Origin of the sequence: Spiroplasma endosymbiont of Glossina fuscipes fuscipes, from assembly GCF_049669535.1 — a bacterium.
In the GTDB taxonomy this organism is placed as follows: domain Bacteria; phylum Bacillota_I; class Bacilli_A; order Mycoplasmatales; family Mycoplasmataceae; genus Spiroplasma.
Genome location: NZ_CP187162.1, coordinates 224966 through 243439, shown reverse-complemented (window position 1 = coordinate 243439; position 18474 = coordinate 224966). Strand labels below are relative to the sequence as shown.

The following is an 18474-nucleotide window of genomic DNA, read 5'->3' as shown; positions in this document are numbered from 1 at the left end:
AAAAAAAACACTAAAGATTCTTAGTGTTTCTTGCTTTCAATTAAACTGTTGCAAAGTATAATAATGTGCGCACCATTTGTGATACATATGACATTTCATTATCATATCATGCATATACTTTAACTAATTGTTTTCCATCAACTTCAATAATTTTTGTTAATGTTGCATCAAAGATTGATCCGTGTGATTCACCAATAATATCTGATGAAACAATTGGTTGTGTATTATAACCAAAAGTTTCTGATGCAGCTGCTTTCATTGCATTATTAATTTCATCAACTGTTGTTGTTTTTTTCAATTCAACTGCTAAGTCAACGATTGACCCTGTAATTGTTGGTACACGTAATGCCATTCCATCAAATTTACCTTTTAATTGTGGTAATACTAATGCTACGGCTGCTGCTGCTCCAGTTTTAGTTGGAACAATATTAGAAAAGGCAGCACGCGCTCTTCTTAAATCATCATGAGCTAAATCTAATAAACGTTGGTCATTTGTAACAGCATGAACAGTTGTCATATATCCTTTTTCAATTCCAAATTTTTCGTCTAGAACCTGAGCCATTGGTGCTAAACAGTTTGTTGTACAACTTGCTCCTGAAATAACCGTATCATCTTTTGTGATATCTTTATGATTAACATTATAAACAATCGTTTTAACATCAGTTCCTTTTGCTGGCGCTGAAATTAAAACTTTTTTTGCTCCTGCTGTAATATGTTGTGAAGCTCCTGCTTTATCAGCAAATCTTCCTGTTGATTCAACAACAACATCCACTCCCAATTTCCCTCATGGTAAAGCGGTTGGATCTTTTTCTGCACAAACAATTACTTTTTTCCCATTAACAATAATAGCATTTTCTTCTGAAGAAATTTTTCCTCGCATTCATCCTCCTTGGGCTGAATCAAGTTCTAATAATGTTGCTAATGTTTTTGCATCTGTTAAATCATTAATTGCGACAATTTCAACATTTTTTTCTTCAAATAATTTTCTAAATGCTAAACGACCAATACGTCCGAACCCGTTAATTGCAATTTTTGTCATCTACTCTTTCTCCTCTACTACTTTAATAACTTAGTCTGCAATAAAACATTGCATACTTGCTTTTATTTTACAACCTCATCTCCTAATTTGCAAGAAATTTAGAAAATATCCAAATAAAGCAAACACAAAAAATTAGAAATCTTCATTATGAATTAAAAATTCATTTTGATCATCAACTGTTGCTGCAAAAAATAATGGATCACCATATAAGTCTAATGCAATCGCTTCAAAAGCTAAAATTGAATTTGTTTGTTTTAGTTTTTCAAATTCCTTCATCTCCGCTGTATAATATTCTGCCATTTCTGTTAATTCATGTTCTACTTCTGTTCGTGGTTTATGTTTCAATAAACTAAAAGAAGCTTCTAAACTACGATATGCCGGATCATCTTTTGCTGTTAAACCATGAACAGTCAAATATTCTGCAAGAACTTTTTGTTTTTGTTCTTTTAAGATATTAAATTTTTCTAACGGTAAATAATGTTTATCAATAAATGCTTTTTTTGTCTTGTTGTCATTCATTTAAAAATAAAATTGGATGTAAGTCACGTTCAAAACATTCAAACTTAAATTTATCATCTGGGTCTGGTTTATCATAATCAAACCAATAATTTTTAATCAAATATTCTTTTTTGTCTTTTGTTATTACTTTAATTCCAGTTTGGGGCTGATACTGATATTTTTGAACATTCAAATATAAAATATCTTGCACATTATTTTTTTGATCATATCCTTTAAAAAAATATTTATGTAGTTCATACTTTGGCATAATCATTATCACTTCTCCTACTATTTCCAATTAATTCTAATTCTGTTGCTAATCCTCGAATCCGATCAACAATACGAAGTGCTTTTATATTATTAATCTCCTTATTACCAATTTCATTTTTAACATTAGCATAAATTGTTGTTAATGCAGTTGTTGTAAAATTAGAAGAAAAAAAAGTTGGTAACTGGCGACTAATCCGATCATTTAGAATTCGAAATAATAAATCATCGCGAACTCATGGTGAAACGGTTTCCCCTCCAATATCATCTAAAAACAAAACATCAGCACGCAATAAATCATCAATTAATGAGGATTCGTTATTAAAAAGATTAAAGGATTCTTTCACTCTGTTAATTAAATTAATTACTGAAATAAAAGCAACTTTTCGATTATTGTTTGCTAAAACATTAGCTAATCTAATTAATAAATAAGTTTTCCCTACCCCCGGTTCACCATAAATGTATAATCCTTTTTGTCGTTGTCCTTTGACAAATTTAACCATTTCGCCAATAATCTGATGCATATTATTAAAGTTTTCATCTTTCTTAATATCATTTAAACGAAGTTTTAATAACTCATCACTAAAATCATAATAGAGATAATTATTTTTAACTTTATTTACTTCATTCAATGTTATCATATGGTTACACTCAACACGAGTTAAAAATAACTTATCAACTTCTTTTCTAAAATAATATTTATAACCCTTAAATTGTTGTTGACACAATGACAAATTTGACATGGATTCACAATAATGATAATTATTTAAATACTCTTCAAAGAGCAAACTAAACTTTTCATAATCATTAACATCAAAAGAAATTGCTTGCAAATTAAACATTAATTCTTCATTATTCTTAATCTGTTCCAACAAATTTAGTTTTGTCATTCCGACGCCTCCTTTTTTCAGATTATCTTATAAGTTTTTTAAATCATCTAATAATTGATTAAGATCAACTTTTTTCTCTCCACGTTGTTGGCGTTTTTGCTCATAAAGCTTATTATATTCTAATGTCGCCATATTATTTTTCACTGTTGGTTGTTTAAATTGATAAGTACTACTCTTAATTGTTTCCTTTGCAATTTTATTTTTTTGTGTTTTTGCATAAGCGCTACGCAAATGTTGCATTGCCTTATCAACAGTATCAATTTGTAATTGATTAAAAGTATTGGCAATTTTTTCACAATATTTTCTTTCAATTCGACGTGAATTTTTAAACCAAACATATTCAATTAAACAATTAACAACACCTGGTTTTAATGAATAATTAATAATTAAATCACGAATTAAATCAACTTCCATTGGTGTTGGTTTTGTATTTTCTCGTAATAAGGTTAAATATTCAATCGGATCAATTGATGTCATTTCATTAATTTTTGCTTCTAACATATTTGTTGGTCTTACAATATTTTCTTCATTAACAATTAACTTTAATTGCTCTCCGGTTATTTGTTTTTTCAAAATTGTTTTCTGATGAAAATCAGATAATAAATGTTGAAATTTTTCATAATTAAAAATGCGTTTTTGATCAATTAACTCAATACTCTTATAAATAAAAATAGCAAGATTATTTGTTAAAACATGATAATAATTTGCTAATTGAATAATTTTTTCACGATATGGTAGATACAATTTATGATTGGCATTTTTGGTTGCTAAGTACTTATCAATATAAACAAAATCTAAATTAACATTAGCAATATTTAATTGTGGTGATATTTTATCACCAGTCTTAGGGTGCTCCTCTTCAATAAATTTATCTTTAATAATTGTAAAACACTTTGTACCAACAATATTTAATAAGTAATCACTTAAGATTTTATTTTCAAAAAAAGCAATTGCAGAAATAGGTAATTGTGGTTTTAAAATATGATGTTTCCCTTTTTCACGTTTCAACATTTTTAACAACCCAATTGTTTCTAATGTATTTTTTGCTGTTAAAAACTCTTCATATGTCATTTGTAATAATAATAAAAGATGGTCTAATTGATACTTAATATTTAATTCTAAAACAAAATCTTGTGCCGTAAAAGCAATATATAACATATGTGCTTTATCCCCAATAATTGGACGATATAAACATAAAAGGAGCATACGTTCATCATCTGATAATTGGCTTTCTTGTTTTATTAAATATGTAGCCTCTTTCCCCAACATTTTTTCACATTCCTTCACTTAATCATTAATAATATTACAACTAACAAATAATAAGTAAATATAAATTAACAAAATCATAATATCTTTTTAGTTATCCACAAATGTTTTTAATAAAAATCCCTATTCTTATTAGATTTTTAGAAGTTTTACACATATAAACAATTTTTATTTATCAGGAGACTTATATTTTTTAAGTTTAATTGGTAGTAATATTGAAGTTCAAAATCAAATTGCTCAAAAACAACTGATACGTTTTTTAAATCTAATTAATATTAATTTTAAAGATCTATTTTCTGCACATCATAAATTAATGCTGTGACGTGATGTAATTAATTTATATAAAATGGTAAAACTAGAAATTGCCATTGGTAAATAAATTGCCATTTGAATTGGAAACTTAATTGCTTTTGCAATAAACGTTGTTCCTAACACAACAAAATTTCAACCAATTGAATATAATCATAAAACATTAAATCCAAATGAAATTAACACAAACGTAATAATATATAACATAATTGTTTTTATAATTCAAAATCTTTGATTCTTAAACAAAAAAACAACACTACCCATAAAACCATAAAAAGCAAGATTAAAAGCAAAACCAGCATGATAAGTCCCTTGAATATTAACCAACGCTCCTAAAGTATCGGTTGCAATTCCACTCATAACACCAAAGAAAGGTCCAAATAACATTCCAACAACAAAAATCAAAAAGTTACCCAATGCCAATCGAATTCCTCCTGTAATTGGAATTGTATATCCGATTAAATTTGTTAAAATAACTGATAATGCAATCAATAGACTTGTTACGGTCATTGTCAAAATATTAATTTTTTTTAAATTTTTATAATCCAATAAAACGCCTAAACCAAATAAAATGGCAATTCCTAATCAAGCACCAATATTTGTTAGTAAATATAACATAATTTTACATCCTTTCTAAATAAAACTGATATACTAACGGAATAAAATATAACGACCCACAAATTAAAATATTTTTTGTCTTATTCTGTAATAATAATTTTTTTCAATTTTTAACTTTATTATGAAAATTAATGTCCGTAATATCTCAGGACATTGGATGCTTAAAAGCAGTAATATACAAATTTGACCCAAAATGTTCTTTTAATAACATTAGATTTTGTAAATAATCTTTCTTTTGGGATGATGCATATAATACTAACACTTCATCATGGTTTAAATTATTTAACATTTCAAAGGTATGAATACAGGCACGAATTCCTTCTGGATTATGTGCACCATCAATAATAAAATACGGATTTTTACTCAATTGGGTAAAACGACCCAAGACCGGATTTACTTTAAAAAGTGCATAATTAATTTTAAACTTAAAAACTGTCAGAAATTTAATTACTAGTCCAACATTAAATTCTTGATAATAATTAATTGCTTGCGGGTAAACTTCGCTTGTAATAATTCTATCCGAATTAAGATATTTTGCAATAACAGAAAAATATTTTTGACAACTTGCGCTAATAAAAAGTTGACAATCATTTTTAACAATACCAACTTTATTTTGAATAATACTTTCTAATCTTGTTCCTAAAACTTCAGTGTGATCATAGTCAATTGAAGTTAATAACACTGCTAGTTGGTTATTAAAAACATTAGTTGCATCCAATCGTCCACCAATTCCAGCTTCAATAACAGCAACTTTAATTTGTTGTTCTAAAAAATATTTAATACAAATTAAAACTCAAATTTCAAAAAAAGTCAACTGATAAGTTTTAATCTCGTCTTTAATACTTTTAATAATTCGTTTTAAATCATTATTACTAATAAACTGATTATTAATTTTAATTCTTTCATTATGCTTTAAAAATGCGGGTGAAGTAAAAAGACCAACTTTTTTATAATTTAACATTAATTGTCGTTGCAAATAATTAGAAACAGAACCTTTCCCATTAGTTCCAACAACATTAACAACTTGAATTTTATCTTGAGCATTATGATATTTTTCTGCTAATAGTTTTCCTAAATTATATTCTTTCTTAAACAAAGCAGCTTTAAAAAGTTGTTTCTTAACATCCATCAATTATTTTTCCTTATTCAAAAGTGGCGTTAAATATTGTGCCGTATAACTAATATCACTTTTTACTGCAATTTGTTCTGGAGTTCCTGTCGCAATAACAGTTCCTCCGCCAACACCACCTTCTGGTCCTAAATCAATAATATAATCTGCCACTTTAATCACATCTAAGTTATGTTCAATTGTAACAACAGTATCACCATTATCAACAATTTTATTTAAAACCAACAATAACCTCTTAACATCGTCAACATGTAAACCTGTTGTAGGTTCATCTAATAAAAATAATGTTTTTCCTGTTGTTCGTTTTAATAAGAAAGTTGATAACTTAACCCGTTGTGCTTCTCCCCCTGATAATTCGGTTGCTGATTGTCCTAACTTAATATAACCCAAACCAACTTCTTGCATTGTTGCTAACTTTTGGCTAATCTTTGGTTGCTTTGCAAAAAATTCACAAGCTTGATCAACTGTCATTTCTAAAATATCATAAATATTTTTATCTTTAAACTTAACTAATAATGTTTCATCATTATATCTTTTTCCTTCACAAACTTCGCAAGGAACATAAACTGTTGGTAAAAAGTGCATTGATATTTTAATAATTCCATCACCTTGGCAATTCTCACAACGTCCACCAGGCACGTTAAAAGAAAAACGTCCTTTTAAATAACCTCGCGCTTTTGCTTCATTTGTACTTGCAAATAAATCACGTATATCGTCAAACACCGAAGTATATGTCGCTGGATTACTCCGTGGTGTTTTTCCAATTGGATCTTGTGAAATATTAATAACTTTATCAATGTTATCAATTCCAACAATCTTATCATGGGCACCAGGACGATCAATTGCTAAACCAAGATTCTTTTTAATTCCTTTTCATAAAATTTCATTCATTAAAGTTGACTTTCCACTACCAGAAACTCCGGTTAAACAAACAAATTTATTCAAGGGAATTGTTACATTAATATTTTTTAAATTATTTTCACGTGCTCCTTTAATTTCTAATGTTAAACCATTACCACCACGACGTTTGCTTGGAACAGTAATTTCTAATTCACCAGTTAAATATTTTCCGGTAATTGAATTTGGGTTTTGTTTAATATCATCAATACTTCCAGCCGCAACAACTTCACCACCATTAATTCCTGCTTGTGGACCAATATCAACAACATAATCACTAGCACGAATAGTGTCTTCATCATGTTCAACAACAATTAAAGTATTCCCTAAATCACGTAAACTTTTTAACGTTTCAATTAGTTTATCATTATCACGTTGGTGTAAACCAATTGATGGTTCATCTAATACATATAGGACTCCGGTTAGCTGACTTCCAATTTGTGTTGCTAATCTAATCCGTTGTGCTTCTCCCCCTGATAAAGTTGAGGCATTACGTGACAATGTTAAATAACTTAAACCAACACGATTTAAAAAATCAAGACGGTTAACTAATTCATTAATTACTAATCGGGCAATTTCTTGTTGTGATTCAGTTAAAACTAAATTTAAAATCTCTTTTAATTCATCTTCAACTGATAAGTCGGTAAAATCAGAAATACTAATATTATTAATTTTTACTGACAATGGAATTTCATTTAACCGTTTTCCCTGACAAGTTCCACATTTTTTATCGGTCATGAACTGTTTATAATATTCCCGAGCAGTTTCACTAGAAGTTTCAGTATAACGCCGCTCAATTAATTGACCAACTCCTTCAATATAATCATATCCACGCATAATATTACCACTTGCTGTTTTAAAATTATATTCAATTGGCTCATCACTACCACGCATTAAATATTCTAATTGCCCTTTTGTTAAATCGCTAACTGGTTGTTCTAAAACAATATGATAATGTTCTGCAAGAACTTTAAATTTTTGCCATTCAATATTTGTTGTGTTAACAATATTTTTTAAATAAACAATTGCCCCTTGTAAGATTGATAATGATCGATTCGGAATTAGTAAATCTTCATCAACTTCTAATTTTACTCCTAACCCTTTACATTCATTACAAGCCCCTGCTGGTGAATTAAAAGAAAATAATCGTGGTTCTAATTCTGGAATCACAAAACCACAAATATTACATGAATAATTTGTTGAAAATAATGTTTCTTTTTGCTGATCAACAAAATCAATTTTTACTAAAGCATTCCCATACTTTAAGGCAACTTCAATTGCATCATGAATCCGACTTAATAACTCTTCAGAATTCTTGTACACTAACCGGTCAATAATAATATCAATGTTTTGTCGTTTATTTTTATCTAACTCAATTTCTTCATCTAATGTTTTAATTTCACCATTAACTTTTACCCGAATAAAACTTTCTTGTTTTAAGCGTGCGAATAAATCTTTAAAACTCCCTTTTTTATCACGCACAACTGGTGATAAAATCATAAACTTTTCGCCTTCATTTAACAATTGTTTTAAATTATTAATAATCTCTTTGATCGTTACTGACTTAATAACACCATGGCCATTAATACAAGAAGGAGTTCCAACCCGTGCATATAATAGTCGTAAATAATCATAGATTTCAGTTACTGTTCCAACTGTACTTCGTGGATTATGACTAGTTGTCTTTTGATCAATTGAAATTGCTGGTGATAACCCATCAATTGCATCAACATCTGGTTTTTCATTACCACCTAAAAATTGACGAGCATAACTCGACAAACTTTCAATATAACGGCGACGACCTTCCGCATAAATAGTATTAAAAGCTAGTGATGATTTTCCACTCCCTGACAAACCAGTAAAAACAACTAATTTATCTTTTGGAATTTGAACATCAATATTCTTTAAATTGTTTTCACGCGCTCCTTTAACAACAATTCAATCTTTTCCCATTTTTTCACCTTCTTAAATTATTATTTTGTAAAAGTAACATAATAGTTAATAGTTTAAAAAAATCTAACATTTGCTGTCAGATTAATAAAATTAGTTAAGTTCTGTAACAAATTGGCTTACTTTATTTTCAATAAAATAGGCATATTCTTTAACTAATTCTTCTTGTCCTTCTAAGAAGAATAAAATTTTCATGATTTTTTCTTTTAGTTCTGAAACTTCTTCATCACTGCTATAATTTTCAATAAAATAGATTTCAACTAATTGCTCAGCAATTTCTTCATCCGCAACTGATTGTTCATAATAGTTATTGTAATTAGCCTCATTTAAAATTTCACCAACAAAATCTCGAAAAATTTTATCATCATTAATTTTTGTTTTAATTTCTAATAATAACTCTTTTAATTCTGGTTTCATATTTTCCTCCCTTAATTTTGACTACTTATATTGTACTATATAAATTAATTATTTTCTTGTTTAAATAATTTGTTATATTGTTGCAAATAATTTTCTTGTTTAGTTATAGTTTCGACCAAATATTTATCAATCATTGCTTGCTTTTCTAAAAATTGACTTTTTTCACTTTCAAATGGTTTTAATATTCGAATCACAATCTTTTGTAATCGTAATACTAATTCTTGGCTATCCACTAATTGGATTGAATTTGTTAGTATTTTCTCATAATTAAAACCAGCTAAAGAACTATTTACCGGTCCAACTAATTTTGTTCCATTTTTTAAAATCATCCGTTGCAAGCGTTCATATTCATCATCAAAATAATTTCGTTTAATGTAAAATTAAACTTCATTTTTAAATTCTTGACCATTCTTACCAACTTTACGGCGAAAAATATTCCGGTTATTACCTGTTGTATATCCCTTTGCCATTAAATTCGATAAGTCAGTTGTTAAATCAATATTTTGTTCAAGTTTTGCTTTTAAAATATAAAATACTCGTAAAACATAACCAATAAAAACCCGATTATTTTGATCACTAAAATCATAGTATTTTAAAATATCTAAGCAGATCATAATATCATTTTGCAACGCTTGTGCTTGATAACGTTGATATAATTGTGTTAACTCATCAACTAAAACTTGAATATTTTTATCCATCCTACCTCCGCTTTAATATTCTTATTTTGATTTTACCACATCTGTTTTCATCGCAAAGGGTAAATCAATATTTTGTTTTCGTAAAAAATTAATTTTATCAACCCGCGATAACTGTTTAAAAGCTGCTTCGCGTTGCATCGCAACTGAACGTGTTTTATATTCCTCCCAATAAATTATTTTAACTGGTCTTCGTTTTGATAAGGCCGTATATTTGGCCCCTATTCCAAGGTTATGTTCTTGCTCACGGCGAACCAAATCAACCGTATATCCAGCATATAATGTTTTATCAGCACAAACCAACACATAAAAATAATGTTTTTTCACAATTAGTTCTTATACCATTTTCTCAAAGTCAAGCACTTTATCGGCTCAATTAACATTAAAATTAATATCATGGGTCGTAATTAAAACAGTTCCTTCAAACGCTTGAATTGCTTCTAATAATGCTTCCTTTGCCAAAACATCAATATGGTTTGTTGGCTCATCTAAAATTAATAAACTACACGGTTCTAATGATAATGCTGATAACCCAACTTTTGTTTGTTCACCTCCAGATAACTTTATCATTTGGTTCTGCATTAAAGTACTTTTAACCCCAAAGTTTGCTAAAATACTGCGAATCCGTCCTTCTTCAAAGTCAGGATATAAATTTTTTAAATACTCAATTGGTGTCATCTCCATGATTGCTTCAATTTGATGAAAATAAGCAATAACGACGCCATTGCCAAGTTTTAAAGTTCCCCCTAAACTTGGAAGATTTCCTGCTAAAGTATTTAAGAAAGTTGTTTTTCCAATCCCATTATACCCACGAACAATACATTTTTCTCCATCACGAATATCAAATGTTAAAGGTTGAATTAACGGAAACTGATAACCAATCTCTAATTTTTCAGCACTAATAATTGTTGTACTTACTGGGCGTTTGTATTTAAAACTAAACTTTGGTTTCATCAACTCATGGCGTTTTTCAATAACTTCCATTTTATCAATTTGTTTCTGGCGTGACTGAGCACTTTTTGCTGTTGAAGCACGCGCTTTATTTTTTGCAACATAAGTTTCTAATTTTTTAATTAATCGTTCTTGTCCTTTTTGGGCCTTATCATATTGATCGTTTTTTAATTCACTTAATACTAAATACTGTTGATAGTTTCCAACATAACGATTAATTGTTAAATTTTCAATCGCATAAATAACCTTTGCAACTTTATTAATAAAATCAATGTCATGGGAAACCACTAAAAAAGCTTTCTCGTAATTTTGTAAAAACCTTGCCAATCACTCAACTTGTTCCAAATCCAAAAAGTTAGTTGGTTCATCTAATAACAAAAAATCATTTTCTGATAATAATAATTTTGCCAAGATAACTTTCCCCCGTTGTCCTCCCGATAACTCTGATAACTTGGCATTTAACCTTGTTGAATCAATCCCTAATCCATCAACTAAACTGCGAATTTCTTTATCAATTGTTTCAAACCCATTTTGATCTAAATGTTCTTGTAATTTTAACGCTTTGACTAACTCATCTTCATCATAATTAACACTCATTTTTTCATAAATATCATGAATTTTTTGTTCAATATCAAATAAATGTTGATATGTTAATTTTAAAAACTGATCAACTGTTAAACTACCATCTAACGCTTGGTGTTGATCTAAATAACCAATCTTAACCTTTGGGTGTAATTCAATTATCCCTTCGTCAGGTGCAATTTTTCCATAAATAATACTTAATAAAGTAGTCTTCCCTGTTCCATTCGCCCCAATTAACGCTAGATGTTCCCCCTTATTGATTCGAACTGTTGCGTTTTTATATAAAATCTTTCCACCGTTAGCATGACTTAAATTTTCAATATTAATTAAACTCATTTTAACCTCAATCCCTTATTACAATTTATAATTATACCTTATTTTAAAATAGAAATAAAATAAAACTTTTATATGGAATAACACTAATACATAAATTGTTATATTTAGTAAAAAGTCAACTTTGATTTAAAAAAATTTGAAATTAATGTTTAAAAATGTATCTGCCAATATGTAATACTTAGTTTTACTAAAGGTGTTAAGTTCATTATGCCTTTACATTTTTAAAAAAGTTATAAAATAAAGCCACAATAAGTATATAAAGGAGGCTGAAATAGCAAGGATTTTTTGGACAAATTTTATATAGAGTAAAGATTTTTATATTGGATTGGTGATAAATAATTTAATTTGCTATGAATACGAGTATTATTATATCAATTAACATAATCAAATAATTCTAATTTAAATTCTTCAATACTTTTAAATTTTTTATTTTTGACTAATTCAGTTTTTAAAATTTTATAAGTAGATTCAGCTACTGCATTGTCATAAGGATATCCAGGTTTACTATAAGATTTTTGTACATTGTTCTTAGTCAAAAGTTTATAAATAGTACTATTGTTAAATTCACTTCCTTGGTCAGTATGAAATATTTTAATATTTTCTAAAGAAAAATTAAGTTTGTTAAAAGTACTTTCAACTAATTTTGCATCTTTATGAGAACTAACATCATAGCTAATAATTTCACGATTAAACAAATCAATCAATAAACATACATAATATCATTGATTATTAATTCAAACATAAGTTAAATCACTGACAACAACTTCATGTAATTTATAATTATCAAAATCTTGATTTAACAAATTATTATATTTGTAAGTGATATCTTTGTTATTATGATGTTTATATTTAATTTTTGTATAATTTGAAATTAAATTATATTTTTGCATTATTTGACTAATTTTTATTCGTGACAATATAATATTTTGTTGTGCTAACATAACTTTAATTTTTCTTGTACCATAGTTTTTTCTACTTTTTAAGAAAATACTGATAATAGTATTATCAATATGTTGGGCTTGACTAAGTTTATTTGATTTTAATTGATAATAAAATGTTGATCTAGCAACTTTTAGTGTTTTACATAAATTAGTAATTTTATACTTTTCTTTGTTATTTTTTATAATTACTATTTTTTGCCTATTATCAGTGCTGCTTGCTTTAAAATATCATTTTCCATTCGTAATTGTTTGTTTTCTTTTCGCAACTGAATAAGTTCATTTTCTTCAACAAAGCGATTGTCTTTAGCTTTAAATGATCCTGAATTGTTAAATTCATGCACTCATTTTCAAACAGTGGATTTACCAATTTGATAGTCATTAGATAATTGACCAGATGTTTTGCCTGATTTATAAAGACCAACAATTTGTTGTTTAAATTCATCGGTATAATGATTCTTTGCCATATAATTACACCTCCATTGTAACTTAATTATAATCTTTTACTCTACATTATTGTTGTCCAATTTATCTTAACCCATCCAAAACTATAATTTTTTAAATAGTAGAGAAATTGCTGATCAAGAAAATCGTATTTTTAGTCATTCAGAATTTAAACCAACAGGTTATTATTTACAAGGAAAACATACTTATACAGTAACATTAAACCGGGATTTAACAAACGATGAATTAGGGCAGATTAAGCTATCAATTGGCCAATGAGGACAATACAAAAACATAAATCAAAACCAAAACAGTGTTTTTAGTCATATTTTAATTCCAACAAAAGCTAACTTTGTTACTTTTTATTTGGAGACTGATGGTGTTCTTTATCTTGCTGATAATAATCAAACTAATTTACAAGTAACTAGCGTAACAGCAGAAAATTCTAATGCTGTTATTAAAATGCCAACTTTTAAAATAAATAAATCTAATCAAAATAATTTTATTAATGATGTTTTAAACACAAATTCACCTTTTGTTGAATTTGTTTCTAATCACTTTATTGCTACAATGCAAACAGAAATGATTATTAAAAAAGTTCTGCCTCGTTTAAAACAACATTTTAATGCTATTTTAGCAGGATGAGACAAAACATGAAAATATACTAATGAACTTCTTGGCTTAAATGAAGCAAATGATGGAATCAATAAAAAATATTCACAATATATTCATATTGCTAATGAAGACGACAGTGGTGGTTATGCTAATGCAAGTAATAATCGAATAATGTTTCAAAACAGTACTTCTGCTGGACAAAATTTATTTTTAGATAAAATTTCTGATCAATGAGCACTATGGCATGAAACTGGTCATACTTATCAAAGTTCACAATATAAATGAAATAATTTAACTGAAGTTACTAATAATATTAGTGCCCTGTATGTCCAAGAACATTTTAATGTTCCATTGCGAATTTTTAATTATATGGAAGAAATTGAATTATTTTTCCAAACTCCAATTAAAGAACGAGATTTTAATAAGATAAAACAAGAGCCTTTATGAGTTAAACTAGCAATGTTTTGACAATTAAGAATGGCATTTGGAGAAAACTTTTATCCACAATTAAATCAAACTTATCGAGCAATGCTCAATACTGAAAAAAATGGACTTTATAATGACTAAATTAAAATTCAACAATTCATTATTCATGCATCAGAAATATCAGGATATAATTTATCACCATTCTTTGAAGTGTGAGGTTTACGACCAACTAAAGAAACTGAAAATATTATTAATAAAGGATCCGTTGCAAAGATACGGGTTTTAGTTAAAAACAAGATATAATCTTGTTTTTTCTTTTATACATAGAAATTATTAATATTAAAGTTATTATTTTTTAAAAATTTTAAGGAGTTGAAATTATGCAAACAAAGCAATATTTTATTTTGCAGTCGTTAGTGAAAAAGTATGGTAAAGATATTGTTATTAATATTGTCAATAAGATTGCAAAAGATATTAAAATTAAAAAGTAAAAGAATAAATTATTCCGCGTAATTTATTAGCGGATAATTTATTCAATTAATGTTTTTTAAATGGAGCAAAGCGACAACGAGCGGAGCGAGTTTGCAAATTTCAATTTTTTAATTTATTGAAAGGAGATATATTATGCCAGTTTGATTAACGACAATATTTAGTGTTGTTATTATATTAGGTATTTTTGCTTGAATTGGTTTGTCAATTTATCAAAAAATTCGCCAAATTCGAGGTAAGAAAAAAGATAAAAAAGAAATTGAAAACAAGGAGGATACGAAATAATGTTAGGGATGTATTTAACAACAGCAATTATTTTTTTAGCAGTTGGTGATAAGCCTACTATTTCAGATGGAATGGGTTCTATTTGAAGTGGTTTAGGACAAGCAATGATGAAAGTTAAAGATGCTGTTTATGCTGTATTACCACAATTAATGACTTTTTTAGGTGATGCGTGAATTATTTTAATTCCATTTGGTATTTTTGTTATTGTTAAGATATTAAACTTTTTCCGTGTTATGGTTAAAGGATTTTAATATTTAGTATAACTGATCATATATTTTAGCTATGGCACACTAGCTTTTATGTGAATTGTATAAATAATTTTGTTGTTTATTTTTGCATTATACACTGTCTACAAATTTATTTTTAAATAAATTTAATTGTTTTGGTTATTATTGATAATGTTAACTGAAATGAATATGACTATATCGCCAATAGTAGTTACATTTATATTGTTTATTGTTCATAATATTGAGTTTATTAGTAGGATTTAATATAAATAATGTTGTAAAAAATATTTCTTTTTCTAATAAAATATTTATAAATTTGTTAATTTATTAAAAATTCAAATAATAAAGTTAAAAGTTATTATTAAAACTATTATTATTGAAATAATTGTTTTAATTGGTGATACCATTCATAATAAGCAAAAAATAGATGGTATCACGTTTGTAAAAAATATTTCTTTTTCTAAAAACTTGTAGGCAGTATATAGTGTAAAAATATCAACTTAATTATAAAAGTATAATTTTATATTTTAATAACTATTAATTATAAATTAAATAGTATTTTTCAGTGTGCCAATTTTTACTATTTTATATATTTAACATTGTTAATAACATTGTTTATTAAACATTAAATAAACAATATATTAGCATTATGTATAACATTGTTAATAATCAATGTTTTTATCAATAAATAAGCAATATATGAACATTAAATATAACATTGTTAATTAGAAACAATGTTTATTAAGGAGTTGATAAAATTGAGTAATTTTATTAAGAAAAATAAAAATATAGAAAATTATTTTATTCGTAAAGAGTTAATAGTTTTTGAAACAGATAAAGCAAGTTTTATAAATTTGCCTAATCATAATAAACATATTGGTTTTTGATTAAGTAATAAGTTTATTTATCTTAGTAAAAAACATTCTGATCAAGTAGCTATTGGTTTGATTTATTATAATTCTTATCCTATTGTAAAATATGATGAAAATTTAAAACGCCATATTTGAAAATATTTAACTGGAACAGAATTAATTAATTTGTATAATCAATATAAACAAAATTATTTTAAAAGTATGCACAAAGCATTATTTTCAAATGAACCTAAAAAAGTAAAAGTAAATAATAACAATAATAATTTAACAAATTGAAGTGTTGAAAAAGAGCAAGAATTAATTAATGATTTAGAAAGTTTAAATTAAATGAGTTTATATGACTATTGAGTTCAATTTGTTAGTTATATTATTGGTTCAAATGCCCCTGAATTTTTATATGTTATATCGTTTGTATTATTTATCGTTTTATTTTTTTGGGATATTTTTTAAACTTATTCAAAAAATGTGGAGTTTTTAAAAATGCAAAATGATTGAGAAAAATTAAAAGAGTTTTTTATTCATATATTTTTGTTTATAGATAAAATAAATGTTGAAAGTATTACAACTTGGTCTTTGACTCAAAATGAATATTTAACTCTGATAGTTGGTGTTTGAATTGTTATTTTGTTTTTAACTTGGTTTTTGTTATGAATGATTTTTAAAATAGTTGGGTATTTTAAGTAATGAAAAAGTTTATATTTTTCTTAAAAAATTATTGTTATATTAGCGGTTCAATGAGTTTGTTTAGTTTAATTGATTTATTGCTTTGAATAATTTCATTAAATTATACTGGTTTAGTATTCTGATTATTGTTTGCTTTGCAATGTGTTTATTTTGTATGATGAGTTTGAAAAAACATATTTTATCAGTTAAATGCTTTTCGGTTAGTAAATTTTGTTTGAGATAATCCGTTATCGGTAATTATTGGTAAATTAGGAACGGGAAAAACATTACTTTTAACTTATTTATCACAAACTATGAAACTATTAACAGATAAGATTTATAGTAATTATTCGTTAGAAGATGATAAAGTTAAAGTTTTAACATTTAAAAATTTAGATTTTACAGATAGAACAAAACCGGTTCTCTCTGATGATAGTGTTATCTTATTTGATGAAAGTTATTTATATATTGATGGAACTAGTCCCCATGATGAGAAAAAAGTTCACAGTGGTAAAATTCCGTGAATTGTTTTAGCAAGACATTTTGGTAATCGTGCTTTGTTTACAGCTCAGCGTGAGGGTATGATTTGAAATAATATTCGCCAATTAGCAAGTGGTATTATTATTCCAATTTCACTGAAAAAACCGATTGCTAAAAAAGGATTTAATTTTTTTAATCGTTTCTTTATTATGCGAATTGGTATTTTTCAAGATATTACTGATTATGAAATTTGAAAAACAAAATCAGTAGAACGAACAGCAGAAGGTAAACGAGCAAAACATAAGTCGGATGTTGGGTCAGGAATTCGGTTTTTTAAAATAATTATTCTGTTAGAATTTGCACAGAAATATGATAGTCAATGATTAAAGTTTGTTCGTGATTTAAAAAATGATGAAATAGTTAATTATAAAGAATATTACTGATCAGAAATTACTAAATTGAGTGTTAAAGAGCGTTTAGAATTGTTTGATATTGATATTTTAAAAAAGAATTTAAAACCTAAAAAAGAAAAAGGAAGTGGTAAAGATGATTAATTTATTATCAGAAAGTAGTAATTGAGATAAGATTTTTAGTTTTATTTTTGATGTATTTTTGTTTATTTTTGATGTTATTTGAAATACAAAATTACCAATGACAAATACGACAATTGCTTATTTTATTATCTTTTTTATGGTTGTTAAGTTATCTATTTATGCAATTCACGGTACAAGAACTCAATACAACGAATTAGGTTCAACAGTACAAACAGGTGTATCAAATATTTATTCTGCAACTGCTCGTGGAGTTTCAGATACTAAACAAGGTATGCAAAAACATATTAAAGATCGTAAACAGTTTAAAATTAATCGTAAAAAACAACAATTATCAAATTTAGTAAAACAAGCAAAAACAAGAGAACAAGGATATCGGAGAGTGAATAAATAATGATTAAATTAGTTTTATTGGTGGCGGCAATCGCTATTTTTGGAACAGGATTTATTACAGTCATTATAAATCAATTAACATCAGCAAAAAATATTATTATGGATTTATATAACTCAGATACTTTTTTGCTTTCGTTGTTTGGTAAAATGGCAATTTTGTTTAGTCATCCATTAATGTTAACAATATCAAGTTTATATATTGTTGGGTTTATTGTTTCAAAAACATTGTATAGTTAGGAGTTGAATT

Annotated in this window: 23 protein-coding genes; 8 read left to right on the top strand and 15 right to left on the bottom strand. The window is 26.7% G+C overall.

The window, feature by feature from the left end:
• Positions 1-40: 40 nt before the first annotated feature.
• The 15 genes from gap to ACOBWH_RS01380 all read right to left on the bottom strand — a co-directional run bounded on the left by gap (position 41) and on the right by ACOBWH_RS01380 (position 13249).
• Positions 41-1039, bottom strand: a complete 999-nt coding sequence (gene gap, locus ACOBWH_RS01450; RefSeq protein ID WP_070406403.1) for a type I glyceraldehyde-3-phosphate dehydrogenase — start codon at positions 1037-1039, stop codon at positions 41-43.
• A 132-nt stretch (positions 1040-1171) separates the two neighbouring features.
• Positions 1172-1558 carry a hypothetical protein gene (locus ACOBWH_RS01445; RefSeq protein WP_424526762.1) on the bottom strand — a complete coding sequence of 129 codons (387 nt, stop codon included), beginning with the start codon at positions 1556-1558 and terminating at the stop codon, positions 1172-1174.
• The gene (locus ACOBWH_RS01440; protein ID WP_424526761.1) at positions 1521-1811 is read right to left on the bottom strand and encodes a hypothetical protein; all 291 of its coding nucleotides are present in this window, start codon (positions 1809-1811) and stop codon (positions 1521-1523) included. The genes ACOBWH_RS01445 and ACOBWH_RS01440 overlap by 38 nt, the downstream gene beginning before the upstream one ends.
• Positions 1783-2694 carry an ATP-binding protein gene (locus ACOBWH_RS01435; RefSeq protein WP_424526760.1) on the bottom strand — a complete coding sequence of 304 codons (912 nt, stop codon included), beginning with the start codon at positions 2692-2694 and terminating at the stop codon, positions 1783-1785. Before ACOBWH_RS01435 ends, ACOBWH_RS01440 begins: the two co-directional genes overlap by 29 nt.
• A gap of 27 nt (positions 2695-2721) precedes the next feature.
• Complete coding sequence (locus tag ACOBWH_RS01430) at positions 2722-3963, bottom strand: DnaD domain protein (RefSeq protein WP_424526759.1); 1242 nt, start codon at positions 3961-3963, stop codon at positions 2722-2724.
• Positions 3964-4128: 165 nt separating this feature from the next.
• A complete protein-coding gene (locus ACOBWH_RS01425) occupies positions 4129-4887 on the bottom strand; it encodes a folate family ECF transporter S component (protein WP_424526758.1) in 759 nt (252 codons plus the stop codon).
• Positions 4888-4891: 4 nt separating this feature from the next.
• Positions 4892-6016 carry a bifunctional folylpolyglutamate synthase/dihydrofolate synthase gene (locus ACOBWH_RS01420; protein ID WP_424526757.1) on the bottom strand — a complete coding sequence of 375 codons (1125 nt, stop codon included), beginning with the start codon at positions 6014-6016 and terminating at the stop codon, positions 4892-4894.
• 3 nt (positions 6017-6019) lie between these two features.
• Complete coding sequence (gene uvrA / locus ACOBWH_RS01415) at positions 6020-8866, bottom strand: excinuclease ABC subunit UvrA (protein ID WP_424526756.1); 2847 nt, start codon at positions 8864-8866, stop codon at positions 6020-6022.
• Positions 8867-8956: 90 nt separating this feature from the next.
• Positions 8957-9280 (bottom strand): hypothetical protein, encoded by a 324-nt coding sequence (locus ACOBWH_RS01410; RefSeq protein ID WP_070406397.1) that lies wholly within the window; start codon positions 9278-9280, stop codon positions 8957-8959.
• Between the two features lie 44 nt (positions 9281-9324).
• On the bottom strand, positions 9325-9609 hold the full coding sequence (locus tag ACOBWH_RS01405; protein ID WP_424526755.1) for a hypothetical protein: 285 nt from the start codon (positions 9607-9609) through the stop codon (positions 9325-9327).
• 51 nt (positions 9610-9660) lie between these two features.
• Positions 9661-9978 carry a hypothetical protein gene (locus ACOBWH_RS01400; protein ID WP_424526754.1) on the bottom strand — a complete coding sequence of 106 codons (318 nt, stop codon included), beginning with the start codon at positions 9976-9978 and terminating at the stop codon, positions 9661-9663.
• Between the two features lie 21 nt (positions 9979-9999).
• A complete protein-coding gene (locus ACOBWH_RS01395) occupies positions 10000-10302 on the bottom strand; it encodes a GIY-YIG nuclease family protein (protein WP_083258381.1) in 303 nt (100 codons plus the stop codon).
• 9 nt (positions 10303-10311) lie between these two features.
• The gene (locus ACOBWH_RS01390) at positions 10312-11844 is read right to left on the bottom strand and encodes an ABC-F family ATP-binding cassette domain-containing protein (RefSeq protein WP_424526753.1); all 1533 of its coding nucleotides are present in this window, start codon (positions 11842-11844) and stop codon (positions 10312-10314) included.
• 296 nt (positions 11845-12140) lie between these two features.
• Positions 12141-12941 (bottom strand): IS3 family transposase, encoded by an 801-nt coding sequence (locus ACOBWH_RS01385; protein ID WP_424527367.1) that lies wholly within the window; start codon positions 12939-12941, stop codon positions 12141-12143.
• A gap of 32 nt (positions 12942-12973) precedes the next feature.
• On the bottom strand, positions 12974-13249 hold the full coding sequence (locus tag ACOBWH_RS01380) for a transposase (RefSeq protein WP_424526013.1): 276 nt from the start codon (positions 13247-13249) through the stop codon (positions 12974-12976).
• A gap of 343 nt (positions 13250-13592) precedes the next feature.
• Here ACOBWH_RS01380 and ACOBWH_RS01375 point away from each other — a divergent pair, with 343 nt between their 5' ends.
• From ACOBWH_RS01375 to ACOBWH_RS01340, 8 genes are all read left to right on the top strand, one after another.
• Entirely contained in the window at positions 13593-14408 is an 816-nt protein-coding gene (locus tag ACOBWH_RS01375; protein ID WP_424526752.1) for a M60 family metallopeptidase, read from the top strand.
• Positions 14409-14891: 483 nt separating this feature from the next.
• Positions 14892-15041 (top strand): hypothetical protein, encoded by a 150-nt coding sequence (locus ACOBWH_RS01370; protein ID WP_424526751.1) that lies wholly within the window; start codon positions 14892-14894, stop codon positions 15039-15041.
• Positions 15041-15292: a hypothetical protein gene (locus ACOBWH_RS01365; RefSeq protein WP_424526750.1), complete on the top strand. Its 252-nt coding sequence runs from the start codon at positions 15041-15043 to the stop codon at positions 15290-15292. Before ACOBWH_RS01370 ends, ACOBWH_RS01365 begins: the two co-directional genes overlap by 1 nt.
• Before the next feature lie 734 nt (positions 15293-16026).
• Positions 16027-16467 carry a DUF3627 domain-containing protein gene (locus tag ACOBWH_RS01360; RefSeq protein ID WP_424526749.1) on the top strand — a complete coding sequence of 147 codons (441 nt, stop codon included), beginning with the start codon at positions 16027-16029 and terminating at the stop codon, positions 16465-16467.
• A 153-nt stretch (positions 16468-16620) separates the two neighbouring features.
• A complete protein-coding gene (locus ACOBWH_RS01355) occupies positions 16621-16824 on the top strand; it encodes a DUF2649 family protein (RefSeq protein WP_424526748.1) in 204 nt (67 codons plus the stop codon).
• A complete protein-coding gene (locus ACOBWH_RS01350; RefSeq protein ID WP_424526747.1) occupies positions 16824-17837 on the top strand; it encodes a hypothetical protein in 1014 nt (337 codons plus the stop codon). Before ACOBWH_RS01355 ends, ACOBWH_RS01350 begins: the two co-directional genes overlap by 1 nt.
• A complete protein-coding gene (locus ACOBWH_RS01345) occupies positions 17830-18228 on the top strand; it encodes a hypothetical protein (protein ID WP_424526746.1) in 399 nt (132 codons plus the stop codon). Before ACOBWH_RS01350 ends, ACOBWH_RS01345 begins: the two co-directional genes overlap by 8 nt.
• Positions 18228-18464 (top strand): hypothetical protein, encoded by a 237-nt coding sequence (locus ACOBWH_RS01340; protein ID WP_424525843.1) that lies wholly within the window; start codon positions 18228-18230, stop codon positions 18462-18464. Before ACOBWH_RS01345 ends, ACOBWH_RS01340 begins: the two co-directional genes overlap by 1 nt.
• Positions 18465-18474 lie beyond the last annotated feature (10 nt).